This is a genomic window from Streptomyces sp. NPDC048560, from assembly GCF_040650955.1.
GTDB lineage: Bacteria > Actinomycetota > Actinomycetes > Streptomycetales > Streptomycetaceae > Streptomyces.
Map to the genome: position 1 here is coordinate 360,123 of NZ_JBEZIJ010000001.1, position 26,425 is coordinate 386,547.

Consider the following 26,425-nt stretch of genomic DNA (forward strand, 5'->3'; position numbering starts at 1 on the left):
GAGGGCCGTCCCGTAGACGCGGCGAGGCGCCGTAGCTGTCGTCGCGCGCCCGCCAGGGGTCACGGGACAGCCCTTAGGCTGGCCCCATGGTCAACCTGACGCGCATCTACACCCGTACCGGCGACCAGGGCACCACCGCCCTCGGCGACATGAGCCGGACCGCCAAGACCGATCTGCGGATCTCGGCGTACGCCGACGCGAACGAGGCCAACGCCGTCATCGGTACGGCCGTCGCGCTCGGGCAGCTGCCCGAGGACGTGGTGAAGGTCCTCGTCCGCGTGCAGAACGACCTCTTCGACGTGGGGGCCGATCTGTCGACGCCGGTCGTGGAGGACCCGAAGTATCCGCCGCTGCGGGTCGAGCAGTCCTACATCGACAAGCTGGAGGCGGACTGCGACAGCTTCCTGGAGGAGCTGGAGAAGCTGCGCAGCTTCATCCTGCCGGGCGGTACGCCGGGGGCGGCGCTCCTGCACCAGGCGTGCACCGTCGTCCGCCGGGCCGAGCGGTCCACCTGGGCGGCGATGGAGGTGCACGGTGACGTGATGAACGCGCTGACCGCGACGTATCTCAACCGTCTCTCCGACCTCCTGTTCATCCTCGCCAGGGTGGCGAACAAGGAGGTCGGTGACGTGCTGTGGGTGCCGGGCGGCGACCGCTGAGCGCCGCCGCGCCGGCCTGAGGGTCACACCCCCTCGGGTGCCTGCTTCGGGAACAGGGTGTAGCCCCCGGCGATGATCAGGTTGATCCCGATCACCCACAGCATCTTCTGCTGCCACATCTCCAGCGATCCGGTGTCGCCGTCGTCCCCGACGTACCAGATCGCGGCCTGGAGCAGTGCCACGGCGGTCACCGCGGCGACGCACCAGCGGGCCGCAGTGCGCCATTCGTGCGCGGCCCGCGCCATGCCGTACTTCGGCGGCTTCACCGGCGGCGGACCGCCCGCGAAGCGGTGAGCGAACCTGGCGTCCGCCCACCTGATGGCCGAGTGGCCGAGGCCCACGGTGAAGCCGATGTAGACGGCGGCGAGGCCGTGCTTCCAGTCGGGTTCGGCGCCGTTCCTGAGGTCGACGGCCGTGACGACCAGCAGCACGACCTCCAGCAACGGTTCGCACAGCAGCACCGCGGCGCCGAGCCGGGGCCTCCTCGCCAGGTAGCGCAGCGCGAGTCCGGCGGCCAGCAGCACCCAGAATCCGACTTCGCAGAGCACGATCAGTACGACGATCACGGTTCTTCTCCTCCCGGTTCCCTTCCAGGATCCCGGCCGGAGGGAGCCGGTTCGTCGTCGGCAGTGACGAATCGCGACTGCATCCTTCGATGTACCCCCGGTTCACCCGCCGTGCGGAGGTTCTCCGCCGGGCGTCCGTGTTGGATGGGAGAGTGCTCACTGTCTCCCGTCCCCACCGCCACGACGTACTGATCGCGGCTGTCGGGCTGCTCGGCGGTCTGGTCCTCTGGCTGATCGGTCTGCACATGCAGGGGCCGCGGCCGCTGGACGCGCCCTGGGCCGCGCTGGTGCCCCTCGCCGTGATGGCCGGGCTCGAACTGCTGCGCAGGAGCGCCCCGCTGACGGCCCTGCTCATCGCCGTGCCCGCCCTGGTCGCCGACCAGTTCACGGTCGGGAACCTGGCCACCGTCCTGATGTTCACGGACGTCGTGTACGCGGCCGTGGTGTACGGGTCCCCGGCCGCCGCCCGCCGCATCCCGGTGGCCTCGCTCCTGGTGACCGTGGGGGTGACGATCGGGTTCCTGGCCTGGTTCCGCACCGCTGAGGCGCTGCTCATCGGGGTGGCGGCGGGCCTGGTGTCGTTCGCCCCCGCCATCACGGGAGTCAGCGTGCGCAACCATCGCGACGCGGCGGAGACCGCCCGGCTGCGGGCCGACCAGACCGCGCTGCTCGCCGAGATGGACCGCGCCCAGGCGGTGACCGCCGAACGGGCGCGGATGGCGCGGGAGCTGCACGACATGGTCGCCAACCATCTGTCCGCGATCGCCATCCACTCCACCGCGGCGCTCTCCATCGACGACCCCGGCACCTCCCGCGAGGCGCTCGGCGTGATCCGCGAGAACAGCGTGGAAGGGCTTGCCGAGATGCGGCGGCTCATCGGGCTGCTCCGGCACAGCGGGACGGAGGGCGGGCCGAGCGCGGCGCCGACCCTCGCCTCACTGGACGTCCTCGTCGAGCAGGCCCGCACCAACGGCGCGACGAGCGGCCTGACGTGCGCGCTGGAGGACCTGCGCGGGAAGCCGGAGCGGCTGCCCGCGCCGGTCGAGCTGGCCGCCTACCGCATCGTCCAGGAGTCCTTGACGAACGCGCTGAAGCACGCGTCACCGGGCCCGGTGACGGTGCGGCTCGCGCGAGGGGACGACGTCCTGTCGGTGGAGGTCACCAGCGAGTCCGGCAGCCGGCCCGGACCGCGTGCGCCCGGTTCCGGTGCGGGGCTGGTGGGAATGCGGGAGCGGGTGGCGCTGCTCGGCGGATCGATCTCGGCGGGCGCCGAGCCCGCGGCGGACGGCCGGAGGATCTGGCGGGTGCGGGCGGAACTGCCCGTGCGGGAAGGGACGATGAGGGAATGACGATCCGGGTGCTGGTGGCGGAGGACCAGTCGGCGGTGCGCGCGGGCCTGGTGCTGATCCTGGGCAGTGCGCCCGACATCGAGGTGGCCGGGGAGGCGGGCGACGGCGAGGCTGCGGTGCGGCTGGCCAGGGAGCTGCGCCCGGACGTCGTCCTGATGGACCTGCAGATGCCCCGGCTCGACGGGGTGTCGGCGACTCGTCAGGTGGTCGCGGAGAAGCTCGCGGACGTACTGGTGCTGACGACGTTCGATCTGGACGAGTACGTCTTCGGGGCGCTGCGGGCGGGGGCCGCGGGCTTCCTGCTGAAGAACACCGACGCCCACGATCTGCTCGCGGCGGTACGCACGGTGGCACGCGGCGAGGGGCTGATCGCGCCGGCGGTGACACGCAGACTGATCGCGGAGTTCGCCGGTACGACCCCCGTACGCCGGGCGGACACTCCCCCTCCCCCGGGCCTCGAATCACTCACGCGGCGGGAGCGCGAAGTTCTCGGCTGCCTGGGCGAGGGACTGTCGAACGCGGAGATCGCGATGCGGCTGTCGATGGCGGAGGCGACGGTGAAGACGCACGTCAGCAGGCTGCTGGGGAAGCTGGAGCTGCGGAGCAGGGCCCAAGCTGCGGTGATCGCACAGGAGTTGGGACTCTGAGGTTTAAGCCGGTCTTTGGTCTGGACCTCTTGACGATTGGTCCAGACCTTCCTAATCTCACCGAGCACACTGCGGTGAGTACGCCATGACAAGGCGCGCTCAGGGCGGCGCAGGGTTTGCAGTCCACGGACCATCCCCCGTTTGTCGGACCTCACCCGAGGAGCACCGTTGACCACTGAGACCCCCCCACGCCGGGCCGGATTCAGACAGCGACTCAGTACCGGCACCACCATCCGTTCCAAGGCCGTAGCGGGCGTCACCGCACTGCTTCTGCCGCTCGCGGCGATGGTGGGGCTTGCCAGCCCCGCCGAGGCCGCCACCTCGGCGACCGCCACCTACGTCAAGAAGTCCGACTGGGGCACCGGCTTCGAAGGCCAGTGGACGGTGAAGAACACCGGCACCACCGCACTCTCGTCCTGGACGATCGAGTGGGACTTCCCCTCCGGCACCGCGGTCGGCTCCGCCTGGGACGCCTCCGTCACCGGCTCAGGCACCCACTGGACCGCCAAGAACCTCAGCTGGAACGGTTCCGTCGCCCCCGGCGCCAGCATCAGCTTCGGCTTCAACGGGACGGGCTCCGGCTCCCCCAGCGGCTGCAAGCTGAACGGCGCCTCCTGTGACGGCGGCAGCGTCCCCGGCGACAACGCGCCCTCTGCGCCGGGTACCCCCACCGCGAGCTCGATCACCGACACCTCGGCCAAGCTCACCTGGTCCGCGGCGACCGACGACAAGGGCATCAAGAACTACGACATCCTGCGCGGCGGCACCAAGGTCGCCACGGTCACCGGCACCACGTACACGGACAGCGCGCTCACCGCGGGCACCGACTACTCGTACACCGTGCAGGCCCGCGACACCGCGGACCAGACCGGCCCGGTCAGCGGCTCCGTCGCGGTCCGCACCACCGGTGGCGGCACCACGCCCCCGCCCGGTGACAAGATCAACCTCGGCTACTTCACCAACTGGGGCACCTACGGGCGCAACTACCACGTGAAGAACCTGGTGACCTCGGGCTCCGCCTCGAAGATCACGCACATCAACTACGCCTTCGGCAACGTCCAGGGCGGCAAGTGCACCATCGGTGACGCCTACGCCGACTACGACAAGGCCTACACGGCCGACCAGTCGGTCGACGGTGTCGCGGACACCTGGGACCAGCCGCTGCGCGGCAACTTCAACCAGCTGCGCAAGCTCAAGGCCAAGTACCCGAACATCAAGGTCCTCTGGTCCTTCGGCGGCTGGACCTGGTCCGGCGGCTTCGGCGCCGCGGCACAGAACCCGGCCGCGTTCGCCCAGTCCTGCCACGACCTGGTCGAGGACCCCCGCTGGGCCGATGTCTTCGACGGCATCGACATCGACTGGGAGTACCCCAACGCCTGCGGTCTCACCTGTGACACCAGCGGCCCCGCCGCACTGAAGAACCTCTCCACCGCACTGCGCGCCAAGTTCGGCGCGAACAGCCTGGTCACCGCGGCCATCACCGCGGACGGCTCCGACGGCGGCAAGATCGACGCCGCCGACTACGCGGGCGCCGCTCAGACCATGGACTGGTACAACGTGATGACGTACGACTTCTTCGGCGCCTGGGCGGCCAAGGGCCCGACGGCCCCGCACTCGCCGCTGACCTCGTACACCGGCATCCCGCAGGCGGGCTTCACCGCCGCCGACGCGATCGCCAAGCTGAAGGCCAAGGGCGTTCCCGCCAAGAAGCTGCTGCTCGGTATCGGCTTCTACGGCCGCGGCTGGACCGGCGTCACCCAGTCCGCCCCAGGCGGCACGGCGACCGGAGCGGCCCAGGGCACGTACGAGGCGGGCATCGAGGACTACAAGGTCCTCAAGAGCTCCTGCCCGGCCACCGGCACCATCGCCGGCACCGCCTACGCCCACTGCGGCACCAACTGGTGGAGCTACGACACCCCGGCCACCGTCGTCTCGAAGATGACGTGGGCGAAGAACCAGGGTCTCGGCGGCGCGTTCTTCTGGGAGTTCAGCGGAGACACCTCCAACGGCGAACTGGTGAGCGCGATCAACAGCGGTCTGCGGTAGTCCCCACGCCGTAGCACCACGCACGACCCGCACAGCCCCGGAAATACGACCGGGGAGACAGGTCCGCCCCCTGTCTCCCCGGTTTTTCGCTGTCCTTGTACGGAGCCGGCCTCAGGCCACGTTCACCCGCTGGCCGGGCGGCGCCGCCTCCAGCCAGGCCAGGAAGCCGGTGAGGGCGTCCTCGCTCATCGCCAGCTCCAGGCGGGTCCCCCGGTGGAGACAGCCGAGCACGACGGAATCGGACAGAAGTGCGAGCTCTTCCTCGCCCTCGGGCAGCCGGCGGGCGATCACCTCGATCGAGGCGCGCTCCAGAGCACGGCGAGGCCGGGGATCGTAGGAGAAGACCCGGAACCAGTCGACCCGGTCGCCGCTGTAGCGGGCGACGCCGTACACCCAGCCCTTGCCGCTGGGGTCGGGTTCCTCGGAGACGTCCCAGCGCAGACTGCAGTCGAACGTGCCGCCGGAGCGCTGGATCAGCCGGCGGCGCAGGCCGAACACGAACAGACCCAACAGGACCAGTACGACGACCAGACCGCCAACCCACAGAGCGAGGACCATCTCCACCGACCTCCTCGCAACGTCGATTACGGATATCCGGACCGAACTGCATCTGCATTGCCTCAGCCGCGGCACGGTCTGGAGAATTCCAGCTCGGGCCGCGGCTGAGTAAAATCATCTGTCGGCGGGGGTGCTAGCGCAGCACCGCCACCGCGCGCAGACGGATATCGGCGCGCCGCTCGGCGGCGGCGTCCGTCTCCGACTTCGCGCGCTCCAGCGCACGCTCGGCGCGCTGGACATCGATCTCGTCCGCCAGCTCGGCGATCTCCGCCAGCAGCGACAGCTTGTCGTCCGCGAACGAGATGAATCCACCGTGCACAGCGGCGACGACGGTGTCGCCTCCGCTGGTACGGATCGTCACCGGGCCCGATTCCAGCACACCGAGAAGCGGCTGGTGACCGGGCATGACGCCGATGTCGCCGGACGTGGTACGCGCGACGACCAGGGTGGCCTCGCCGGACCAGACACTGCGGTCCGCGGCGACCAGCTCGACATGCAGCTCAGCAGCCAAGGGTGGCTCCTCGGGTCACCACCCGGCGGTCGAGCCGGGTGTTGGGTCAATTCTACGGGGCGTGGTGAGGGGGGCGGGACACACCCACCCCCCTCGGTGAGCCGGAGGCTCAGGAGACGCCGAGCTCCTTGGCGTTGGCCTTGAGGTCCTCAATGCCACCGCACATGAAGAACGCCTGCTCCGGGAAGTGGTCGTACTCACCGTCGCAGATCGAGTTGAACGCGGCGATCGACTCGTCGAGCGGCACGTCCGAACCGTCCAGGCCGGTGAACTGCTTGGCGGCGTGGGTGTTCTGCGACAGGAAGCGCTCGACGCGACGGGCACGGTGGACAACGAGCTTGTCCTCCTCGCCCAGCTCGTCGATACCGAGGATCGCGATGATGTCCTGGAGGTCCTTGTACTTCTGCAGGATTCCCTTGACACGGGTGGCCGTGTCGTAGTGGTCCTGCGTGATGTAACGCGGGTCCAGGATGCGGGACGTGGAGTCCAGCGGGTCCACGGCCGGGTAGATGCCCTTCTCGGAGATCGGACGGGAAAGAACCGTCGTCGCGTCGAGGTGGGCGAACGTGGTGGCCGGGGCCGGGTCGGTCAGGTCGTCCGCGGGGACGTAGATCGCCTGCATCGAGGTGATCGAGTGACCACGCGTCGAGGTGATGCGCTCCTGGAGCACACCCATCTCGTCAGCCAGGGTCGGCTGGTAACCCACTGCGGACGGCATACGGCCGAGCAGCGTGGAGACCTCGGAACCGGCCTGCGTGAAGCGGAAGATGTTGTCGATGAAGAGCAGCACGTCCTGCTTCTGCACATCGCGGAAGTACTCCGCCATGGTCAGGGCGGACAGGGCCACGCGCAGACGCGTGCCCGGCGGCTCGTCCATCTGGCCGAAGACCAGTGCGGTCTTCTCCAGAACACCGGAGTCCGTCATCTCGTCGATGAGGTCGTTGCCCTCACGGGTGCGCTCACCGACGCCGGCGAACACCGACACACCGTCGTGCAGCTTCGCCACACGCATGATCATTTCCTGGATGAGGACCGTCTTGCCGACGCCCGCACCACCGAACAGACCGATCTTGCCGCCCTTGACGTACGGGGTCAGCAGGTCGACGACCTTCAGGCCGGTCTCGAACATCTCGGTCTTGGACTCGAGCTGGTCGAAGGCCGGGGCCTTGCGGTGGATCGGCCAGCGCTCGGTGATCTGAGCTTCGGCCTCCGGCTCGTTCAGGATCTGACCGAGGGTGTTGAACACCTTGCCCTTGGTGATGTCACCGACCGGCACCATGATGCCCTTGCCGGTGTCGGTCACCGGGGCCTGGCGGACCAGGCCGTCGGTGGGCTGCATCGAGATCGCACGGACCACGCCGTCACCCAGGTGCTGGGCGACTTCGAGGGTCAGCGTCTTGCGAGCGCCGTCCTCGGCCGGGTCGTCGACCTCGACGTGCAGGGCGTTGTAGATCTCCGGCATCGCGTCGACGGGGAACTCCACGTCGACGACCGGGCCGATGACCCGGGCGACGCGGCCCGTGGCAGCGGCCGTCTCAACAGTGGTCGTCATTACTTGTCACTCCCCGCGGTCGCGTCGGCCAGAGCACTGGCACCGCCGACGATCTCGCTGATTTCCTGGGTGATTTCGGCCTGGCGGGCCGCGTTGGCAAGCCGGGAGAGGCTCTTGATGAGATCCCCGGCGTTGTCGGTCGCCGACTTCATCGCACGGCGGCGGGCAGCGTGCTCGGAAGCAGCGGCCTGCAGAAGTGCGTTGTAGATACGGCTCTCGACGTAGCGCGGCAGGAGGGCGTCGAGGACGTCCTCCGCCGACGGCTCGAAGTCGAACAGCGGAAGGATCTCGCCCTTCGTACCGCTCTCCTCCGCAACCTTGTCGAGCGAGAGGGGCAGCATCCGGTTGTCCACCGGGTTCTGCGTCATCATCGACACGAACTCGGTGAAGACGATGTGCAGTTCGTCGACGCCACCCTCGGCCGAGTCCTTCTGGATGGCCTCGATGAGGGGCGCGGCGACGTTCTTGGCATCCCCGTACGCCGGGCTGTCGGTGAAGCCGGTCCACGACTCCGCGACCTTGCGCTCGCGGAAGCCGTAGTAGGCGACACCCTTGCGGCCGACGATGTACGTGTCGACCTCCTTGCCCTCACCCGCGAGCCGCTCCCGGAGCCGCTCCGCCGCCTTGATGGCGTTGGAGGAGTAGCCGCCGGCCAGACCGCGGTCGCTCGTGATGAGCAGGACCGCGGCACGGGCCGGGGACTCGGCTTCGGTGGTGAGCGGGTGCTTGGTGGAGGAACCCGTCGCCACCGCGGTGACCGCGCGGTTCAGCTCGGTCGCGTACGGCATCGAAGCCTGCACCTTGCGCTGCGCCTTGACGATGCGCGAGGCGGCGATCATTTCCATCGCCTTGGTGATCTTCTTGGTCGCGGTGACGGCTTGGATGCGGCGCTTGTAAACGCGAAGCTGAGCGCCCATCGATCAGCCCTCGCCCAGAAGCTTGCCGTCCGAGGTCTCGAACTGCTGCTTGAAGGCGGCGATCGCGTCAGCGATCGACTGCAGCGTGTCGTCGGACATCTTGCCGCCCTCGGCGATGCTGGTCAGGAGGTCCTTGCGCTCGCGGCGCAGGTACTCCAGCAGCTCGCTCTCGAAGCGACGGATGTCCTCGACCGGGACGTCGTCCATCTTGCCGGTGGTGCCGGCCCAGACGGAGACGACCTGCTCCTCGACGGGGAAGGGTGCGTACTGCGGCTGCTTCAGCAGCTCGACCATGCGCTTACCGCGCTCCAGCGAAGCCTTGGAGGCCGCGTCCAGGTCGGAACCGAAGGCGGCGAACGCCTCCAGCTCGCGGTACTGGGCGAGGTCCACGCGAAGACGGCCGGAGACCTGCTTCATGGCCTTGTGCTGGGCGGAGCCACCGACTCGGGAGACCGAGATACCGACGTTGAGCGCCGGACGCTGACCTGCGTTGAACAGGTCGGACTCCAGGAAGCACTGGCCGTCGGTGATGGAGATGACGTTGGTCGGAATGAACGCCGACACGTCGTTCGCCTTGGTCTCGACGATCGGGAGACCCGTCATCGAGCCCTTGCCCATCTCGTCCGAGAGCTTGGCGCAACGCTCCAGCAGACGCGAGTGCAGGTAGAAGACGTCGCCCGGGTAGGCCTCGCGGCCCGGCGGGCGGCGCAGCAGCAGCGACACGGCGCGGTAGGCGTCGGCCTGCTTCGACAGGTCGTCGAAGATGATCAGGACGTGCTTGCCCGCGTACATCCAGTGCTGGCCGATGGCCGAGCCGGTGTACGGCGCCAGGTACTTGAAGCCGGCCGGGTCGGACGCCGGGGCGGCGACGATGGTCGTGTACTCGAGCGCGCCGGCCTCTTCGAGGGCACCACGCACGGAGGCGATGGTGGACCCCTTCTGACCGATGGCGACGTAGATGCAGCGCACCTGCTTGTTCACGTCGCCCGAGCGCCAGTTGTCGCGCTGGTTGATGATCGTGTCGACAGCCAGAGCGGTCTTACCCGTCTGACGGTCACCAATGATCAGCTGACGCTGGCCGCGGCCGATCGGCACCATGGCGTCGACGGCCTTGTAGCCGGTCTGCATCGGCTCGTGCACCGACTTGCGGACCATGACGCCAGGGGCCTGCAGCTCGAGGGCGCGGCGGCTTTCGGTCGCGATCTCGCCGAGACCGTCGATCGGGTTGCCGAGCGGGTCGACGACGCGGCCGAGGTAACCCTCGCCGACGCCGACGGAGAGCACCTCACCGGTGCGCTGCACCGGCTGGCCCTCTTCGATACCGCTGAACTCGCCGAGGACGATCGCACCGATCTCGCGCTCCTCGAGGTTGAGGGCGAGACCGAGGGTTCCGTCCTCGAACTTCAGCAGCTCGTTCGCCATGGCGGAGGGGAGGCCCTCCACCTTCGCGATGCCGTCGCCGGCAACGCTGACCGTACCGACCTCCTCGCGCGAGGCCGCGTCCGGCTTGTACGACTGGACAAAGTTCTCCAGCGCGTCCCGGATCTCCTCCGGCCGGATCGTGAGCTCCGCCATCTGGGTTCCCTGCTCTCCTTGTTGGGCCCGAAGTTTCTTAAGGGGGTCTGGGGGCGACCCCCAGGAATCTTCTGCAATTTCTGCACGGCCCAACCGGGCCGCTGTTCTTGCTCGTTCAGGTGGTACTTGTGCGCTGCGCGCTGTCAGCCGGCCATCCGGCGGGTGGCCTCTTCGAGGCGCTCCGCGATCGTGCCGTTGATGACCTCGTCACCGACGCGCACAGAGATCCCGCCGAGGACCGCGGGGTCCACGTCCAGGTTCAGGTGCATCTGCCGGCCGTAGATCTTCGCCAGGGCGGCGCCGAGGCGCTGCTTCTGCCGATCGGACAGCGGTACCGCCGAGGTGACGACGGCGACCATGCGGTCCCGGCGCTCCGCGGCGAGCTTGGACAGGGAGTCGAGTCCCGCCTCCAGGCTACGTCCACGGGGCTGGGTCACGAGGCGCGTGACGACTCGCTCCGTGACGGGCTGCGCCTTGCCGCCGAGCAGGCTGCGGAGCAGCTCGCCCTTGGCGGCGGTGGACGCGGTCCGGCTGGTCAGGGCGGAACGCAGTTCCTTGTCGGAACCTACGATCCGGCCGAACCGGAAGAGCTCGTCCTCGACGTCGTCGAGTGCACCCGCGCGCTGGGCCGCGGTGAGGTCTGCGGTGTTCGCCAGCTCCTCGACCGAGTCGACCAGGTCACGCGACTGCGACCAGCGGGAACGGACCATGCCGGAGACCAGGTCCACGGCTTCGCCGCCCACCTGACCGCTCAGCAGTCGCCCGGCCAGCTCGGCCTTGGCCTCGCCTCCCTGCGACGGGTCGGTGAGGACCCGGCGCAGCGATACCTCGCGGTGGAGCAGCGCGGTGACGGCTGCCAGCTCGTCGGCGAGCTTCGCCGCGTCGACCGACGTGTTGTCGGTCAGTGCGTCGAGACGCTCACGTGCGGAAGCCAGTGCCTCGCGGCTCGCTCCGTTCATCGGACGGCCTCGGCCTTCGCCTCGAGTTCATCGAGGAAACGGTCGACGGTGCCGCTCTGCCGGGCGTGGTCCTCGAGGGACTCGCCGACGAGCTTGCCGGCCAGGGCGGTGGCGAGCGTGCCCACGTCCTGACGCAGCGCGGAGGACGCGGCCTTGCGGTCGGCCTCGATCTGGGCGTGGCCGGCGGCGATGATCTCTTCGCGCTGCCGCTGACCTTCCGCCCTCATCTCCTGGATGATGACGACACCCTGCTCCTGCGCCTCCTGGCGCATACGAGCGGCTTCGTGGCGGGCTTCGGCGAGCTGAGCCTTGTACTGCTCAAGAACGCTCTGGGCCTCGGTCTGGGCCGCATCGGCCTTTTCGATACCGCCTTCGATGGCCTCGCGACGCTCGTCCAGAACCTTGTTGATGTTCGGGAGGAGCTTCTTGGCGAGGAAGCCGAAGACGATGAGGAAGGCGATGAGGCCGATGACGAGCTCTGGAATCGGCGGGATGAGGGGATTTTCCATCTCCTCAGCCGCGACCGTAAGCAGCTGGCTCACATCAGTGCCTTTCGTCTCGGTTGCTGTTCGTCCGGCCTGAAACTCAGGTGCCGTAGACGAACGGCATGACCAGACCGATCAGGGCGAGCGCCTCACAGAAGGCGAAGCCGAGGATCTGGTTGGCGCGGATGAGACCCGCAGCCTCGGGCTGACGGGCGAGAGCCTGGGTGCCGTTACCGAAGATGATGCCGACGCCGACGCCGGGGCCGATCGCGGCGAGGCCGTAACCGACGGAGCCGAGGGAGCCGCTGACGGCAGCAAGGGTCTGGGACATGCCAGTCTTCCTTCTCTTTCAAGGACCGGTGGGGGTTGGCCACCGGACGAATAAGGGTCGGGTGCGGGATGCTCAGTGGTGCTTTGCGAGCGCGCCCTGGATGAAGGTGCAGGTCAGGAGCACGAAGACGTACGCCTGCAGCGCCTGGATGAAGAGCTCGAACGCGGTCATCACGATGACCATCACGAACGAGACGCCGGCGTAGGCGATACCAATGCCGTTGAGCAGGTACCAGCTGGCGATCGTGAACAGAAGCAGGAGGGTGTGGCCCGCGAACATGTTCGCGAAGAGTCGCACAGCGTGGGTGAACGGCCGGACCAGCAGGTTCGAGAAGAACTCGATGAGCATGGCCAGCGGCAGCACCGGGCCGAGCGACTTGTCGTAGCCGGTGATGTTCTTCCAGCCGCCGACGAAACCGTGGCGCTTGAAGGTCAGGCTGACCCACAGCACGTAGACGATCAGTGCGAGCACGATCGGGTACGCGATGATCGACGTCACCGGGAACTGGGCGACCGGGATGATCGACCAGAGGTTCATCATCCAGACGAAGAAGAACAGCGAGACGACGAGGGGGACGTACTTCTCACCCTCGCGCTTGCCGATCGTCTCGTAGACGATGCCGCGGCGGATGAAGTCGTAACCCATCTCCGCGATCGACTGCAGCTTGCCGGGGACCATCTTGGGCTTGCGGAAAGCCGCCCAGAAGAAGCCGACGATGATGATCGAGCCGAGAAGCGCCAGCAGCATCGGCTTGTTGAAGTACAAGTTGCTGTCCGGGTCACCCCACAGCGGCTCGAACAGGAACGAGTGCAAGCCGGGTGCCGGGAAACCACAACCGTCGAAGATGTGGCAATCGGTCTCGAAGGCGAGCACCTGTGTCGGGTCAGCACTCACCGCGGGCTCCTTCAGCGTGGCGCATAGGTACGGCAACCTCGTTGTGTCGGCGCGGCGCGCAGCCGCGGTTCGGCACTGGACTGGTGTTACGGATGTGTGAGCGGCAGTCAGGCATTGAGCCTCGCGATCGAGCAGGCGTCAGCTCACATGCCCGCGCCCGCAGTGCCGCAGTTGGAACCGGACGATAGCAGGGTCCCGAACCTGTGCTTATTCCGCCCCTACCCTTCACGTCGACGACCCCGTGTTCTTGGGCTTGTCACCCTTGTCGGAGTCGGGTTCGACGTAAAGGATCTTGGCCTTCATGTGCGCACGCGCCTGTGCGCCGATCCACGCGAGAGTCGTCGCGACCAGCGTGATCGCGAAGGCCTTCGGGTTGAACACCTCGGTGTCCTTGAACGCGGCGACGAAGATGAACAGCAGCAGGAGCTGTGCCGTGTACAGCATCAGCCCCATCGCCTGGAACAGGTGCGGGAGGGACCTGGCGGTCCGTTGCAGAACGACGAGCCCGATCCCCATGAAGAGGATCACCACGAGCGTCGCAACGACCGCGCCCAGGGCTCCCTTGCCGCCGGCGACCGCACCGCTGATCGCGGCGGCGACAGCGCCGACGGCAGCGGTGGGCACGGCGGTCTGGAGGAGAGTCCGGACGTCGTTGGACGGCATGGCGGCAGCTCCGCTGTACAGGGGGTGGGCAGTAGGTGTCGTCATGGACGAGCGTAGGCCCGGCGCGAGTCGATGCTCAGCCGATGGACCCTCTTACCAAGGTCCTTCGGCTCTATCACCGGGTCTCGTGAACGGTATCACAAACTATTTGATGAGGTCTTTACCTGAAAAGTGTGCCAACTGTCACACATGAGAGTGACCCTGCGCGTTTGCGCGGGACAAACCGACACAATGTCTGGTAATGGGCACCAGCGCCCGAAACGTCAACGTGACGAGTTGGCCCTGCGTCGCTCGTGCGTACGCCCGCGGGAGCTGATCGCGGTCGCCCCGTTGACGCCCGAGACCCCGACGGCCACGGGGGTCCGCTCGGGGGCCTGTGGCGCCATCTCCGTGCCGTCCGGGCCCTGTTGTCCGTACGCGGCCGTCTCCTCGGGCCTGGCGGCGTGCCTGCGGCGCCGGTAGCGCGGCGGTACGAAGGAGTCGGCCCAGTCCGGGGTGCGCGGCGTGAAGCGGGGCATCAGCAGCAGGATCAGGCCCACCGCGCTCGCCCCCATGATCGTCAGCACGATCCACATCGACGCCGAGTGGACCGAGTACCCCACCGCGCCGAAGGCGATCAGCGCGGACCAGAAGTACATGATCATGACGGCCCGGCTGTGCGAGTGGCCGATCTCCAGCAGCCGGTGGTGCAGGTGCCCTCGGTCGGCGGCGAACGGCGACTGTCCGTTCCACGTACGGCGCACGATCGCCAGCACCAGGTCGGCGGCCGGGATGGCGATGATCGTCAGCGGCAGCAGCAGCGGGATGAAGACCGGCAGCATCGCGTGGGTCGCCTGCCGCTCACTGCCCTCGAACAGCTTCATCGTGTCCGGGTCGACCTGCCCGGTGACGGAGATCGCTCCCGCGGCGAGGACCAGGCCGATCAGCATCGACCCCGAGTCGCCCATGAAGATCCGGGCGGGGTGCATGTTGTGCGGCAGGAATCCGAGGCACATGCCCATCAGGATGGCCGCGAAGAGCGTCGCGGGGGCGGCGGCCTCGATCCCGTACCCGTACCAGAGCCGGTAGGTGTAGAGGAAGAACGCCGCGGAGGCGATGCACACCATGCCGGCCGCCAGACCGTCCAGGCCGTCCACGAAGTTGACCGCGTTGATCGTGATGACGACCAGCGCGACCGTGAGCAGCGTGCCCTGCCACTGGGTGAGGGCGACCGTGCCGACGCCCGGGATCGGCAGCCACAGGACCGTGAGGCCCTGGATGACCATGACGGCGGCGGCGATCATCTGCCCGCCGAGCTTGATCAGCGCGTCGAGTTCGAACTTGTCGTCCAGGACGCCGATCAGCCAGATCAGCGCGGCGCCGGAGAGCAACGCCCTTGGTTCGTTGGAGAGTTCGAAGACATCCGTGAGGTTGTCCAGATGGGCGGCGACGATCAGTCCCGCGCACAGTCCGCCGAACATGGCGATGCCACCGAGCCGCGGTGTCGGTTCTCGGTGTACGTCACGCGCACGGATCGCGGGCATGGCCCCGATCGCGATGGCGAACTTACGCACCGGTCCGGTCAGCAGATAAGTAACTGCGGCCGTGACACAGAGCGTCAGCAGGTAATCACGCACGGGCTGCCCCACAGAAATCGCCGGCCATCTCAGCCCCACACCCTAGCCTCAAGAACAAGGACTCCACGGTACGGGAGATGGTTGCACCCGCTTCGCCTACCCCGGATAGGGGGGATTTCTCACCGTGAGTTCGCGCACGTCCGCGAGCAGACGGCCGGGGTCGCCGGCCTCCCGGACCGCCGCCCCGAAGAGCACCGCGATGCGCGCCATGTCGGCCTCGTCCATGCCCTGGGTGGTGACGGCGGCCGTGCCGAGCCTGATCCCGCGGGCGTCTCCGTAGGGCAGGGCGCAGGTGTCCAGGACCATGCCCGCCGCCGCGAGGCGCTCGCGTGCGGTGCGGCCGTCGACGCCGAGGGGGGCGGGGTCCGCGACGATCAGATGGGTGTCGGTGCCCTCGGTGGTGACGTCGAAGCCCTCGGCCTCCAGCCCGGCGGCGAGCACCCGCGCGTGGGCGACCACCTGATGGGCGTACAGGGCGAACGCCGGCGTCGCCGCCTCACCGAAGGCGACGGCCTTCGCCGCGACCGTGTGCATCTGGGCGCCGCCCTGGGTGAAGGGGAACACCGCCCGGTCGATCCGTTCCGCCAGTTCCGGTCCGCACAGGATCATGCCGCCGCGCGGCCCGCGCAGCACCTTGTGCGTGGTCGCGCACACCACGTCCGCGTACGGCACGGGGCTCGGCGCCGCTCCCCCGGCGATCAGGCCCATCGGGTGGGCGGCGTCGGCGATCAGATAGGCACCGACCTCGTCGGCGATCTCCCGGAACAGCTCGTAGTCGGGATGCCGGGGGTACGAGATGGAACCGCACACGATCGCCTTGGGGCGCCGGGCCCGGGCCAGGGCGCGGACCTGCGCGTAGTCGATCAGCCCGCTGTCGGGGTCCACGCCGTAGCCGACGAACTCGAACCAGCGGCCGGAGAAGTTGGCGGGCGAGCCGTGGGTGAGGTGTCCCCCGTACGGGAGTCCCATGGCCAGCACCGTGTCACCGGGGCGCAGCAGTGCGGCGTACGCCGCGAGGACGGCCGAGGAGCCGGAGTGCGGCTGGACGTTGGCGTGCTCGGCGCCGAAGAGCGCGGTGGCCCGCTGGATCGCGATGCGCTCGGCGGCGTCCGCCTGCTCGCATCCGCCGTGGTGCCGGGCACCGGGGTAGCCCTCGGCGTACTTGTTGGCGAGCGGCGAGCCCAGGGCGGCGAGGACGGCCGGCGAGGTGAAGTTCTCGGCGGCGATCAACTGGAGGGTGCCCGCCTGCCGGTGTGCCTCCCCCAGCAGCACGTCGGCGATCTCCGGGTCCTCCCGGAGCAGGGCGCCGAAGTCCTGCGGGAGGGCTGTGCGCGAGCGGGACACGGGGGCTGGTGCGGCTGGAGTGGTGACCGGCATGTGACGGCTCCGGGCCTGGGGAGGGGTGGGCTCTCAGACCAATGTAGGCCCGCGCGTGAAGCGCTGCCCGCTGCCGGACGACCCGGTACGCCGGTCGGCGCACGGCCGGTGCTCCATAGGGCTCAGCGCGGGTGACTCCCCCGGCGGCGACGGCTTCAGTGGGGCGTCTGTACGCCTGTCAGCGCGGTGACGACCGGGTCGAGGGCCTGGTTGATCTCGTCGCCGATGGAACGGAAGAACGTGATCGGTGCGCCGTACGGGTCGTACACCTCGTCCGCCTCGGCGGTGGGGGCGAGCAGCCAGCCGCGCAGTGCCGCCGCCGCCCGCACCAGGGCGCGGGCGCGCTCGACGACGCCCTCGTCCCGGGGGTCGGGGAGCGTGGCGGGGTCTATGGCCCGGACGAGCCGGGTGAACTCCTTGAGGGTGAACGTCCGCAGCCCGGCCGAGTGGCCCATGGAGATCACCTGGGCCCGGTGGTCACGGGTGGCGGTGAGTACGAGGTCGGCGCGGATCACGTGCTCGTCGAGCAGTTCGCGGCCGACGAAGCCGGTGGCGTCCGCGCCGAAGTCGGCGAGGACGACCTCGGCGTTGGCCTCCATGGGAGCGCCTTCGTGCCCCCAGGTGCCCGCGCTCTCCACGATCAGGCCGCCGCTCAGCGGATCACCGAGGCGGTCCACCAGGGCATGACGGGTCAGCCGCTCGGTGATCGGCGAGCGGCAGACGTTGCCGGTGCTGACGTGGAGGATGCGGAAAGTGTCGGTCTGCCCCGCTATGCCACGCCCCTCAGGGGCGGTCAATTGGCCACCTCGAGGTCGGGTACCACCTTGCGCAGCTCCTCTACGGAGAGCGCGCCGGCGCGCAGGAGGACAGGGATCTTGCCGGTGACGTCGACGATGGAGGACGGCACGATGCCGGGCGTGGGTCCGCCGTCGAGGTACACGGAGACGGAGTCGCCCAGCATCTCCTGGGCGGCGTCGCAGTCCTCCGGCGAGGGGTGTCCCGTGAGGTTCGCACTGGAGACGGCCATCGGGCCGACTTCGGTGAGCAGCTCGATGGCGACCGGGTGCAGGGGCATCCGGATCGCGACGGTGCCGCGGGTGTCGCCGAGGTCCCACTGGAGCGAGGGCTGGTGCTTGGCGACGAGGGTCAGCGCACCCGGCCAGAACGCGTCGACGAGTTCCCACGCCTGCTCGGAGAAGTCCGTGACCAGGCCGTGCAGCGTGTTCGGGGAACCGATCAGGACAGGGGTCGGCATGTTGCGGCCGCGGCCCTTGGCGTCGAGCAGATCGCTGACACCTTCGGAGCTGAAGGCATCCGCACCGATCCCGTACACGGTGTCGGTGGGCAGCACGACCAGTTCGCCGCGGCGGACGGCGGACGCGGCCTCACGCAGGCCGGTCGTACGGTCGGTCGCGTCGTTGCAGTCGTATCGCCGTGCCATCAGCCGGCCTCCTCAAGCATGTACGGGTATTGCGGGTACGGGTGGTGCGGGTCAGGACCGGTCACGGCATGGCCCTGCGGGCGGTCGCGAAACGGGGCCTGTTGTTCAGGTCGGGGTGGTCGGCCGCGTCGGCCCAGCCCCGCTCCTCGGTGAAGATCCACGGCACCTGGCCGCCCTGGGTGTCGGCGTGCTCGATGACGACGAGGCCGCCGGGACGCAGCAGGCGGTGCGCGGTCCGCTCGATGGACCGGATGAGGTCGAGGCCGTCCTCGCCCGAGAAGAGCGCCATCTGCGGGTCGTGGTCACGGGCCTCGGGTGCCACGTACTCCCACTCGGTGAGCGGGATGTACGGCGGGTTGGAGATGACCAGGTCGACCTGGCCGTCGAGCTCGGGAAGGGCCGTTGCGGCGTCTCCCCGGTGGATGGTGACCCTGGACCCCTCGGCGTTCTTCCTGGTCCACGTCAGGGCGTCCTCGGACAGCTCCACCCCGTGCACACGCGAGCGCGGCACCTCCTGCGCCATCGCAAGCGCGATGGCGCCCGATCCGGTGCAGAGGTCGACGATGAGCGGTTCGACGACGTCCATCGCGCGGACGGCGTCTATGGCCCAGCCGACGACGGACTCGGTCTCCGGGCGGGGCACGAAGACACCGGGCCCCACCTGGAGCTCCAGGTAGCGGAAGAACGCGCGGCCGGTGATGTGCTGGAGGGGTTCGCGGGCCTCGCGGCGGGCGATGGTCTCCCAGTACCGGGCGTCGAAGTCCCGGTCCGGCACGTTGTGCAGCTCGCCCCGCTTGACGCCGTGCACGAAGGCGGCGAGTTCCTCGGCGTCGAATCGCGGTGAAGGGACACCGGCGTCGGCCAGCCGCTGGGTGGCCTGGGCCACCTCGGCGAGCAGCAGGTTCATCGCGGTTCTCCGAACGGGGGTCACGGGCGGGACGGGCAGGTTACGCGTTGGCGAGCTTGGCGGCCGAGTCGGCGTCGACACACGCCTGGATCACGGCGTCCAGGTCACCGTCGAGCACCTGGTCCAAGTTGTACGCCTTGAAGCCGACGCGGTGGTCCGAGATCCGGTTTTCCGGGAAGTTGTACGTGCGGATCTTCTCGGAGCGGTCGACGGTACGGACCTGGCTGCGGCGGACGTCGGAGGCTTCCTGCTCGGCCGCTTCCTGGGCCGCGGCCAGGAGCCGCGAGCGCAGGATGCGCATGGCCTGCTCCTTGTTCTGGAGCTGGCTCTTCTCGTTCTGGCAGGAGGCGACGACACCGGTCGGCAGGTGCGTGATGCGGACGGCGGAGTCGGTCGTGTTGACGGACTGGCCGCCGGGACCGGAGGAGCGGTAGACGTCGATGCGCAGGTCGTTGGCGTGGATCTCGACCTCGACCTCCTCTGCCTCGGGCGTGACGAGCACACCGGCGGCGGAGGTGTGGATGCGGCCCTGGGACTCGGTGGAGGGCACGCGCTGCACACGGTGCACACCGCCCTCGTACTTCATCCGTGCCCAGACACCCTGGCCGGGCTCGGTGGCACCGTTGCCGCCCTTGGTCTTCACGGCGACCTGGACGTCCTTGTAGCCGCCGAGCTCGGACTCGGTGGAGTCGATGATCTCGGTCTTCCAGCCGACGCGCTCGGCGTAGCGCAGGTACATGCGCAGCAGGTCACCGGCGAACAGGGCGGACTCGTCGCCGCCCGCGCCCGCCTTGATCTCCAGGAGCACGTCCTTGTCGTCGCTGGGGTCGCGCGGGACCAGGAGGAGGCGGAGCTTCTCGGTGAGTGCTTCGCGCTGCTTCTCCAGGTCCTTCACCTCGGCGGCGAAGTCCGGGTCGTCGGCGGCGAACTCGCGAGCGGTCTCGATGTCGTCGCCGGTGCGCTTCCAGGACAGGTACGTGGAGACGATCGGGGTCAGCTCCGCGTAGCGCTTGTTGAGCTTGCGCGCGTTGGCCTGGTCCGAGTGGACCGACGGGTCGGCGAGCTTCTTCTCGAGACCGGCGTGTTCACCGATCAGTTCCTCGACCGCCTCGAACATTCGGGGGCTCCTGGTTGATTACGTCGACGGGCCTGCTGGAGGGCGTGCTGTCCGGGGTTCCCCGGGGATCTCCCCCGGGCGTCCGGCCGGAAAAAACGCCGGCCCCGGCGCCCCCTGGAATGAGGGCGCCGGGAACCGGCGCAGTGGCTCGCTACTTGCTGGCGGAGCCGGCAGCCTTGCCGAAGCGGGCCTCGAAGCGGGCCACGCGGCCACCGGTGTCGAGGATCTTCTGCTTGCCCGTGTAGAACGGGTGGCACTCGGAGCAGACGTCGGCGCGGATGGCGCCGCTGCCCAGGGTGCTCCGGGTGGTGAACGACGCACCGCAGGTACAGCTGACCTGGGTCTCGACGTACTCGGGGTGAATCTCGCGCTTCAAGGTGTCTCCTAGTTTCGGGAGGGCTCCGGGTCGTCCGCGCTGATTGCGCGTCCGTGAACCGGGGCCGACGTACCAGTCTGCCAGGACTGGGCGTATCTCCCAAAACCGGGGTGGGCCCGCAGGTATTCCCGGACCTCCACAAACGCCGGCACGGGACCGGGAGGTGTCACCGGACGACCTGCCCCGCCGTTCCCTTGTCGCCCGCGGACGTCACGGTGGCCGAGGCGGGGATCGCCCGGTCCTGCTTCAGGGCCGCCCACACCTGGCGGGCCGGCTTCTCCATGGGCACCACCCGGTTCGGGTCGGCCGGGTCGTACCGCACGGGCATCGTGACCATGTGGACGTTCTTCGGACCGAGGCCCTTCAGCCCGTTCGCGAAGGACGTGAGCTTCTTCACCGAGCCGAGACCGGAGTCCGTGGTGACAGCCTTCGTGGCCGCGTCGGCTAGCCCGAGGAGTTTCTTCGGGCTGGAGAACACCCCGACGCTCTTCGTCTGTTCCATCAGCGCCTTCACGAAGGCCTGCTGCAACTGGATGCGGCCCAGGTCGCTGCCGTCGCCGACGCTCTTGCGGGTGCGGACGAGACCGAGCGACTCCTCGCCGTCGAGCCGGTGCGTACCGGGCGTCAGGTTCAGATGGCTCTTGGAATCGTTGATCGCCCGGTCGGTGGTGATGTCGACGCCGCCGAGTTCGTCTATGAGCTTCTTGAAGCCGGTGAAGTCGACCTCGACGTAGTGGTCCATGCGGATGCCCGACATGGCCTCGACGGTCTTCACCGCACAGGCGGGTCCCCCGACCTCGTACGCCGTGTTGAACATCGCCCGGTCGTCCGCGGCCACCGGCTCGCCGGAGACGTCACCGGTGCAGGCGGGGCGCTCGATGATCGTGTCCCTGGGGATGGAGACGACCGAGGCCGAGGTGTGGCCCTCGTCGACGTGCATCACCATCGCGGTGTCCGACCGGGCGGCGCCCTGGTCCGCGCCGTACGCGTCGTTGGCGCCCGAACGGGAGTCGGAGCCGAGCACCAGGATGTCCTGGGAGCCGTTGTCGGCGTCGTCGGGGCGGTCCCCGCCCAGCTCGGCGTCGATGTCGATGCTGGAGAGGTTGCCGTCCAGCTTGAGGTAGACGTAACCGGAGCCCGCACCGCCCAGCACGACGGCCGCGGCGAGCGCCCACGCGGACACGCGCAGCGCCGTGCGCCGCGCGCTGCGCTCGGGGCTCTTGCGGCGGCGGCCCGTGGCGCCTGCGCGCCGCGGTCCGGTCGGCGTGGTCTGGCTCGTGTGGTCCGGCATCTGCTCACATTCCGTGACGGGGTTTGCGGCTGAAAAGACTTACATACGGTTGTTCCAATACGCAAAGAGCCCCCGCGTCCAAGGACGCGGGGGCTCTTCGGCAGGAGTGCTGCGGGTGTGATCAGCCGAACAGGTTGTAGCTCGACGCTCCGGAGCCCAGCAGCTTGCGGGAGCCGAAGATCCCGCTGTCCGCCTTGCCGGTGCCCGGGTAGAGGTACAGCTCGCCGGTCTTCACGCGGACGATGATGTCCGCGATGCCGTCGCCGCTGAAGTCGCCCGTGGTGACGAGGGCGTTGGCGACGTCCCAGGTCCTGACGAGGACCTTGGAGGCGAACGGTGCGCTCGCCTTGCCGGTGCCCGGGAAGAGGTAGATCTTGCCGCCGCTGCCGCGGGCGATGATGTCGGCCTTGCCGTCGTTCGTGAAGTCGCCGCTGCCCCGGACCATGGAGTAGCTGAGACCGCCGCCGCCGATCTTGCTGCGGGTGGCGAACGAACCGTTGCCCTTGCCCGGGTACAGCCAGAAGTCACCGGCGGAGTCCGTCGACAGGACGTCGGGGTGACCGTCGCCGGTCAGGTCACCGGGCGACAGGATCTGCTTGCGGGAGCCCCAGCCGGTGGCGATCCGCTTGGACTCCCACTCCTCCGTGGCCGGGTTGATCCAGTCCCAGTAGAGGCTGCCGTCGCTGGTGCGGTAGAGCAGGTCCTGGTAGTCGTCCCGGTTGAGGTCCGTCTGGAGCAGGAGGTTGAGGGCGCCCCAGTTGCTGCCGAAGGTGTACTTCGACATGGAGCTGCCGTTCGAGGTGAACCCGTAGATCGTGTTCGTCGACGCCTTGCGGGCCAGCAGGTCCGCGCGGTGGTCGTAGTTCAGGTTGGTGTCGTACGCCCGCGCGTTGATCGCGGGGACGTAGCTGCTCACCTTGGTGAAGACGCTGTACGCGCCCTCTCCGACACAGTCCGTGATGCCCCACGAGACGATGCCGACCAGCTTGCCGCCGACCACGAGCGGGCCGCCGGAGTCACCGTTGCAGGCGCCGGTCGTCTCGGCGTCGGTCGCGCCCGTCTTGCCCGCGCAGACCATGTGGCCCGACTTGAAGTCGCCACCGTACGAGTTGGCGCACGTCGTGTCCGAGACGATCGGAAGCGTCGCCGTACGCAGGGTCGTGGCGATCTCGTTGTTGGTCGAGCTGGTGCGGCCCCAGCCGTACACCTTGGCCTGGGTGCCGGGGGCGTAGAGGGCCGTGTCCGCCTTCGCCATCACGGGCAGCGGCTTGACCGTGACCGGCTTGACCAGCGTGAGCACCGCGATGTCGTTGTCGGCAGCCCCGGTGGCGCCGTTGTACTGCGGGTGGGTCCACTGCCGGTAGGCCCAGTTCACTTCCCCGCTGCCGACCGAGTCGGTGGAGTCGGCTCCGGTGACGACCGTGCCGTACTCGGCCCAGTCGAAGCCGTCGACGCAGTGCGCGGCCGTGGCGATCTTGGCGGGCGCGATCACGACGCCACCGCAGAAGAAGCCCCCGGTGCCGTCGTTGTACCAGAGCTGCGCCATCCACGGGGCGGTGGAGATGGACGTCTCCGTGCCGCCGATGACCATCGGGGCGGGACCCGGGTCGTCCGTGGCATTGAGCTTGGACGGGGCGAGGGTCTTGCGGTCGGCCTCCGCCGCCTTGACCACACGCTCGCGCAGTTCGGCGTCCGACGGCGCGGTGGGACGGTCCACGGCTGCTGCCGCGACGGTCGGAACCGGCTCGTCGGCCTGGGAGCTGGCCATCGTGAGCCCCGTGCCCACGAGGGCGAGGACGGTGACAGCTACGGCCGGAACGGCGAGCTTGAGCCGGCGCGAGTGCCGGCCACCCCTGGTGCGTATGTGCACGCGGCGATCCTTCGTATCGGAACCGGCGGTGCGTGGGACTCCGCCGGATCGTGGGACGGCGGGGGCTCGGCAGAACGTCTGCCCGCAGCGGGGCAGCACGAAGAAGGGCTTTCGCCCTATGCGGTGCTGCCGGGATGGCCCCCCCACCTCAACTGACGCAGATATTACGCCAGGATCAACAAAAGGGGGACTCCGGAGGAAGGCAAAAAGAAATCCGCCCCGTCACCGAAGTAACAAGGCGGATTTCAAGGACGGTTGAACTGTCCCGATTCTACTTTTTGGTCAGCCGTCAGTCGTTCCCATTGCCGCTGCCGGGAGTCGTCTTCTGAATCTGCAGAAGGAACTCGGCGTTGGACTGGGTCTTCTTCATGCGGTCGAGCAGCAGCTCGATCGCCTGCTGCTGGTCGAGTGCGTGAAGCACCCGGCGCAGCTTCCAGACGACTGCCAATTCATCGGTGCCGAGAAGGATTTCTTCCTTACGGGTGCTGGACGCGTCGACGTCCACCGCCGGGAAGATGCGCTTGTCGGAGAGCTTCCGGTCGAGCTTGAGCTCCATGTTTCCGGTGCCCTTGAACTCCTCGAAGATCACCTCGTCCATGCGCGAGCCGGTCTCGACGAGCGCGGTGGCGAGAATGGTCAGCGAGCCGCCGTCCTCGATGTTGCGCGCGGCACCGAAGAAGCGCTTCGGCGGGTACAGCGCGGTCGAGTCGACACCACCGGACAGGATGCGTCCGGACGCAGGCGCCGCGAGGTTGTACGCGCGGCCCAGACGGGTGATCGAGTCGAGCAGGACGACCACGTCGTGACCCAGCTCCACGAGGCGCTTCGCGCGCTCGATGGCCAGCTCGGCGACCGTGGTGTGGTCCTCGGCCGGACGGTCGAAGGTCGAGGAGATGACCTCGCCCTTCACCGACCGCTGCATGTCGGTGACCTCTTCCGGACGCTCGTCGACCAGGACGACCATCAGGTGGCACTCGGGGCTGTTGACCGTGATCGCGTTGGCGATGGCCTGCAGGATCATGGTCTTACCGGTCTTCGGCGGGGCCACGATGAGCCCACGCTGGCCCTTGCCGATGGGGGCGACCAGGTCGATGATCCGGGTGGTCAGGATGTTGGAGTCGGTCTCCAGGCGGAGCCGGTCCTGCGGGTAGAGCGGCGTCAGCTTCTGGAACTCCGGACGGCCGCGGCCGGTCTCCGGCGCCATGCCGTTGACCGAGTCGAGGCGGACCAGCGCGTTGAACTTCTCGCGGCGCTCGCCGTCCTTGGGCTGGCGGACCGCGCCCGTGACGTGGTCACCCTTGCGCAGGCCGTTCTTGCGGACCTGTGCGAGCGAGACGTACACGTCGTTCGGACCGGGCAGGTAGCCGGAGGTCCGGATGAACGCGTAGTTGTCGAGGATGTCCAGGATGCCCGCGACGGGGATCAGGACGTCGTCGTCGGCAACCTGTACGTCGGGGGCGAAGGTGTCCTCGCGGCCACGACGCCCACGGCGGTCACGGTAACGGCCACGGCGGCCGCGACGGCCACCCTCGTCGTCGAAACCGTCGTCCTGGGGGCCGCCACCCTGCTGGCCCTGGCCGCTCTGCCCCTGGCCCTGGCTCTGGGTCTGACCCTGGCCCTGGCGCTGCGGCCGCTGGCCGCCGCCGCCCTGCTGGCCCTGGTCGTCGCCCTTGCCACGACGGTCACGCTGACGCTCACGACGGTCGCCGCGCTCACCGCGCTCACCGCGCTCACCGCGGTCGCCACGCTCACCGCGCTGGCCACGGTCCTGACGGTCGCCGCGGCGGCCCTCGGCGCTGTCGACGGCGGACTCGGCCTTGGCCTCGCCCTTCGTCTCGCCGCGGTCGTCGCCGCGGGTTTCGCTCTTCGGCTCGGCCTGCGGCTCCGCCTTGACCTCGGTCTTGGTGTCGGGGCTGCCCGCCTGCGCGGTCGCACGGCGCCGACGACGCTCGCCCGTGGGCTGGTCGTCGTTGGCCGGCTGACCGGGGATGTCGATCTGCTGCTGGGCCGTGGCCTTGCTCTCGGGCGAGGCGGCGGCCTCGTCCCCGGTGCGCGCCTTGGACGTGGCACGCCGCTTCGGCTTGCTCTCGGCGTCGGTACCGGCGGTGGCCGCAGCGGCCTTGGAGGCAGTCTTGGGTGCGGAGGAGCCCCCGGCCTGCGCCTCCTTGATGACCTCGATCAGCTGGCTCTTGCGCATCCGCGCAGTGCCCCTGATGCCGAGGCCGGACGCGACCTGCTGCAGCTCGGCCAGGACCATGCCATCGAGGCCGGTGCCGGAGCGGCGGCGCCGTGTGGTGGTGCCAGTGGCAGCACCTTCGGCGGGCGCGGCGCTGTCGACGCTCTTGTCGGCAGTCACGCCCATCAGATCGGTGGTGTCGCTCACGAAGGGTCCTTCCCTGGAGCGGACGTCGGCCTTCTGGCTCGGCGACCGGTTGTGCTGTCCGACTGCGGTCTGTGATCTTTTCGATCGCGGACCGTGCCGGGGCGGTGGTCCGCCGGGTACGGCGGAGAGATGAAATGTGCGGGGTCCGGCGCGAGATCCCCCTGCTCGGCCCACTCCTGGACATAGCGAGGGGGTGTCGTGCCGGTTCCGGAGCGTGCTCGAAACTGCTCAGGCAGGCTGCTCAGGCAGTTGGGGAGGCTCCCGGAAGAATGGTGGTCCCGGAGGGGGACACGAAGCAACGCGCCACAAAGACGTCGGTTGCAGACTTGAGGTTA

At 68.9% G+C, this 26,425-nt stretch carries 25 protein-coding genes; 4 read left to right on the top strand and 21 right to left on the bottom strand.

Annotated elements, in window-relative coordinates; genetic code table 11:
* Window positions 1-86: 86 nt before the first annotated feature.
* Window positions 87-659: a cob(I)yrinic acid a,c-diamide adenosyltransferase gene (locus tag AB0C82_RS01515; RefSeq protein WP_362835147.1), complete on the top strand. Its 573-nt coding sequence runs from the start codon at window positions 87-89 to the stop codon at window positions 657-659.
* Window positions 660-682: 23 nt separating this feature from the next.
* On the opposite strand, the gene AB0C82_RS01520 is transcribed toward AB0C82_RS01515, so the two are convergent.
* On the bottom strand, window positions 683-1,225 hold the full coding sequence (locus AB0C82_RS01520; protein ID WP_362835149.1) for a hypothetical protein: 543 nt from the start codon (window positions 1,223-1,225) through the stop codon (window positions 683-685).
* A gap of 152 nt (window positions 1,226-1,377) precedes the next feature.
* Here AB0C82_RS01520 and AB0C82_RS01525 point away from each other — a divergent pair, with 152 nt between their 5' ends.
* The 3 genes from AB0C82_RS01525 (at window position 1,378) to AB0C82_RS01535 (ending at window position 5,267) form a co-directional block, all read left to right on the top strand.
* Window positions 1,378-2,574: a histidine kinase gene (locus AB0C82_RS01525; RefSeq protein ID WP_362835151.1), complete on the top strand. Its 1,197-nt coding sequence runs from the start codon at window positions 1,378-1,380 to the stop codon at window positions 2,572-2,574.
* A complete protein-coding gene (locus AB0C82_RS01530; protein ID WP_362835153.1) occupies window positions 2,571-3,221 on the top strand; it encodes a response regulator transcription factor in 651 nt (216 codons plus the stop codon). Before AB0C82_RS01525 ends, AB0C82_RS01530 begins: the two co-directional genes overlap by 4 nt.
* 168 nt (window positions 3,222-3,389) lie before the next feature.
* A complete protein-coding gene (locus AB0C82_RS01535) occupies window positions 3,390-5,267 on the top strand; it encodes a glycoside hydrolase family 18 chitinase (RefSeq protein WP_362835155.1) in 1,878 nt (625 codons plus the stop codon).
* Window positions 5,268-5,378: 111 nt separating this feature from the next.
* Here AB0C82_RS01535 and AB0C82_RS01540 read toward each other — a convergent pair whose 3' ends face one another.
* From AB0C82_RS01540 to rho, 20 genes are all read right to left on the bottom strand, one after another.
* Complete coding sequence (locus AB0C82_RS01540; protein ID WP_362835157.1) at window positions 5,379-5,825, bottom strand: DUF2550 domain-containing protein; 447 nt, start codon at window positions 5,823-5,825, stop codon at window positions 5,379-5,381.
* A gap of 133 nt (window positions 5,826-5,958) precedes the next feature.
* Window positions 5,959-6,336, bottom strand: coding sequence for a F0F1 ATP synthase subunit epsilon (locus AB0C82_RS01545; protein WP_362835159.1), 378 nt, complete (start codon window positions 6,334-6,336; stop codon window positions 5,959-5,961).
* Between the two features lie 109 nt (window positions 6,337-6,445).
* Complete coding sequence (gene atpD / locus AB0C82_RS01550) at window positions 6,446-7,888, bottom strand: F0F1 ATP synthase subunit beta (protein WP_362835161.1); 1,443 nt, start codon at window positions 7,886-7,888, stop codon at window positions 6,446-6,448.
* On the bottom strand, window positions 7,888-8,805 hold the full coding sequence (locus tag AB0C82_RS01555) for a F0F1 ATP synthase subunit gamma (RefSeq protein ID WP_362835163.1): 918 nt from the start codon (window positions 8,803-8,805) through the stop codon (window positions 7,888-7,890). The genes atpD and AB0C82_RS01555 overlap by 1 nt, the downstream gene beginning before the upstream one ends.
* Window positions 8,806-8,808: 3 nt before the next feature.
* Window positions 8,809-10,380: a F0F1 ATP synthase subunit alpha gene (atpA, locus tag AB0C82_RS01560; RefSeq protein ID WP_328905910.1), complete on the bottom strand. Its 1,572-nt coding sequence runs from the start codon at window positions 10,378-10,380 to the stop codon at window positions 8,809-8,811.
* A 143-nt stretch (window positions 10,381-10,523) separates the two neighbouring features.
* A complete protein-coding gene (locus AB0C82_RS01565) occupies window positions 10,524-11,339 on the bottom strand; it encodes a F0F1 ATP synthase subunit delta (RefSeq protein WP_362835165.1) in 816 nt (271 codons plus the stop codon).
* Window positions 11,336-11,881: a F0F1 ATP synthase subunit B gene (locus AB0C82_RS01570; RefSeq protein WP_362835167.1), complete on the bottom strand. Its 546-nt coding sequence runs from the start codon at window positions 11,879-11,881 to the stop codon at window positions 11,336-11,338. Before AB0C82_RS01570 ends, AB0C82_RS01565 begins: the two co-directional genes overlap by 4 nt.
* Window positions 11,882-11,924: 43 nt before the next feature.
* Window positions 11,925-12,155: an ATP synthase F0 subunit C gene (atpE, locus tag AB0C82_RS01575; protein ID WP_073889576.1), complete on the bottom strand. Its 231-nt coding sequence runs from the start codon at window positions 12,153-12,155 to the stop codon at window positions 11,925-11,927.
* A gap of 72 nt (window positions 12,156-12,227) precedes the next feature.
* A complete protein-coding gene (gene atpB, locus AB0C82_RS01580) occupies window positions 12,228-13,049 on the bottom strand; it encodes a F0F1 ATP synthase subunit A (RefSeq protein ID WP_362835169.1) in 822 nt (273 codons plus the stop codon).
* Window positions 13,050-13,274: 225 nt separating this feature from the next.
* Window positions 13,275-13,712: a hypothetical protein gene (locus AB0C82_RS01585; RefSeq protein ID WP_362836969.1), complete on the bottom strand. Its 438-nt coding sequence runs from the start codon at window positions 13,710-13,712 to the stop codon at window positions 13,275-13,277.
* 263 nt (window positions 13,713-13,975) lie between these two features.
* Window positions 13,976-15,340, bottom strand: a complete 1,365-nt coding sequence (locus AB0C82_RS01590; RefSeq protein WP_362835171.1) for an MraY family glycosyltransferase — start codon at window positions 15,338-15,340, stop codon at window positions 13,976-13,978.
* 84 nt (window positions 15,341-15,424) lie between these two features.
* On the bottom strand, window positions 15,425-16,705 hold the full coding sequence (gene glyA, locus AB0C82_RS01595) for a serine hydroxymethyltransferase (protein ID WP_362835173.1): 1,281 nt from the start codon (window positions 16,703-16,705) through the stop codon (window positions 15,425-15,427).
* Window positions 16,706-16,860: 155 nt separating this feature from the next.
* On the bottom strand, window positions 16,861-17,502 hold the full coding sequence (locus AB0C82_RS01600) for a protein-tyrosine-phosphatase (RefSeq protein WP_362835175.1): 642 nt from the start codon (window positions 17,500-17,502) through the stop codon (window positions 16,861-16,863).
* Window positions 17,499-18,146, bottom strand: a complete 648-nt coding sequence (locus AB0C82_RS01605) for an L-threonylcarbamoyladenylate synthase (protein WP_185298440.1) — start codon at window positions 18,144-18,146, stop codon at window positions 17,499-17,501. The genes AB0C82_RS01600 and AB0C82_RS01605 overlap by 4 nt, the downstream gene beginning before the upstream one ends.
* Window positions 18,147-18,207: 61 nt before the next feature.
* Complete coding sequence (prmC, locus tag AB0C82_RS01610) at window positions 18,208-19,053, bottom strand: peptide chain release factor N(5)-glutamine methyltransferase (RefSeq protein WP_362835177.1); 846 nt, start codon at window positions 19,051-19,053, stop codon at window positions 18,208-18,210.
* Between the two features lie 40 nt (window positions 19,054-19,093).
* Window positions 19,094-20,170 (bottom strand): peptide chain release factor 1, encoded by a 1,077-nt coding sequence (gene prfA, locus AB0C82_RS01615; RefSeq protein WP_362835179.1) that lies wholly within the window; start codon window positions 20,168-20,170, stop codon window positions 19,094-19,096.
* Between the two features lie 151 nt (window positions 20,171-20,321).
* Window positions 20,322-20,546 (bottom strand): 50S ribosomal protein L31, encoded by a 225-nt coding sequence (gene rpmE, locus AB0C82_RS01620; RefSeq protein ID WP_362835181.1) that lies wholly within the window; start codon window positions 20,544-20,546, stop codon window positions 20,322-20,324.
* A 166-nt stretch (window positions 20,547-20,712) separates the two neighbouring features.
* Complete coding sequence (locus AB0C82_RS01625) at window positions 20,713-21,837, bottom strand: LCP family protein (protein ID WP_362835183.1); 1,125 nt, start codon at window positions 21,835-21,837, stop codon at window positions 20,713-20,715.
* A gap of 121 nt (window positions 21,838-21,958) precedes the next feature.
* Window positions 21,959-23,707 carry a trypsin-like serine protease gene (locus AB0C82_RS01630; protein ID WP_362835185.1) on the bottom strand — a complete coding sequence of 583 codons (1,749 nt, stop codon included), beginning with the start codon at window positions 23,705-23,707 and terminating at the stop codon, window positions 21,959-21,961.
* 289 nt (window positions 23,708-23,996) lie between these two features.
* Window positions 23,997-26,090, bottom strand: coding sequence for a transcription termination factor Rho (gene rho / locus AB0C82_RS01635; RefSeq protein ID WP_362835187.1), 2,094 nt, complete (start codon window positions 26,088-26,090; stop codon window positions 23,997-23,999).
* Window positions 26,091-26,425 lie beyond the last annotated feature (335 nt).

Coding starts and splice junctions, on each gene's coding strand:
- AB0C82_RS01515 (WP_362835147.1), top strand. CDS start 87: ATGGTCAACCTGACGCGCATCTACACCCGTACCGGCGACCAGGGCACC.
- AB0C82_RS01530 (WP_362835153.1), top strand. CDS start 2,571: ATGACGATCCGGGTGCTGGTGGCGGAGGACCAGTCGGCGGTGCGCGCG.
- AB0C82_RS01540 (WP_362835157.1), bottom strand. CDS start 5,825: ATGGTCCTCGCTCTGTGGGTTGGCGGTCTGGTCGTCGTACTGGTCCTG.
- atpD (WP_362835161.1), bottom strand. CDS start 7,888: ATGACGACCACTGTTGAGACGGCCGCTGCCACGGGCCGCGTCGCCCGG.
- AB0C82_RS01555 (WP_362835163.1), bottom strand. CDS start 8,805: ATGGGCGCTCAGCTTCGCGTTTACAAGCGCCGCATCCAAGCCGTCACC.
- atpA (WP_328905910.1), bottom strand. CDS start 10,380: ATGGCGGAGCTCACGATCCGGCCGGAGGAGATCCGGGACGCGCTGGAG.
- AB0C82_RS01565 (WP_362835165.1), bottom strand. CDS start 11,339: ATGAACGGAGCGAGCCGCGAGGCACTGGCTTCCGCACGTGAGCGTCTC.
- atpE (WP_073889576.1), bottom strand. CDS start 12,155: ATGTCCCAGACCCTTGCTGCCGTCAGCGGCTCCCTCGGCTCCGTCGGT.
- AB0C82_RS01585 (WP_362836969.1), bottom strand. CDS start 13,712: ATGCCGTCCAACGACGTCCGGACTCTCCTCCAGACCGCCGTGCCCACC.
- glyA (WP_362835173.1), bottom strand. CDS start 16,705: ATGCCGGTCACCACTCCAGCCGCACCAGCCCCCGTGTCCCGCTCGCGC.
- AB0C82_RS01605 (WP_185298440.1), bottom strand. CDS start 18,146: ATGGCACGGCGATACGACTGCAACGACGCGACCGACCGTACGACCGGC.
- prmC (WP_362835177.1), bottom strand. CDS start 19,053: ATGAACCTGCTGCTCGCCGAGGTGGCCCAGGCCACCCAGCGGCTGGCC.
- prfA (WP_362835179.1), bottom strand. CDS start 20,170: ATGTTCGAGGCGGTCGAGGAACTGATCGGTGAACACGCCGGTCTCGAG.
- AB0C82_RS01625 (WP_362835183.1), bottom strand. CDS start 21,837: ATGCCGGACCACACGAGCCAGACCACGCCGACCGGACCGCGGCGCGCA.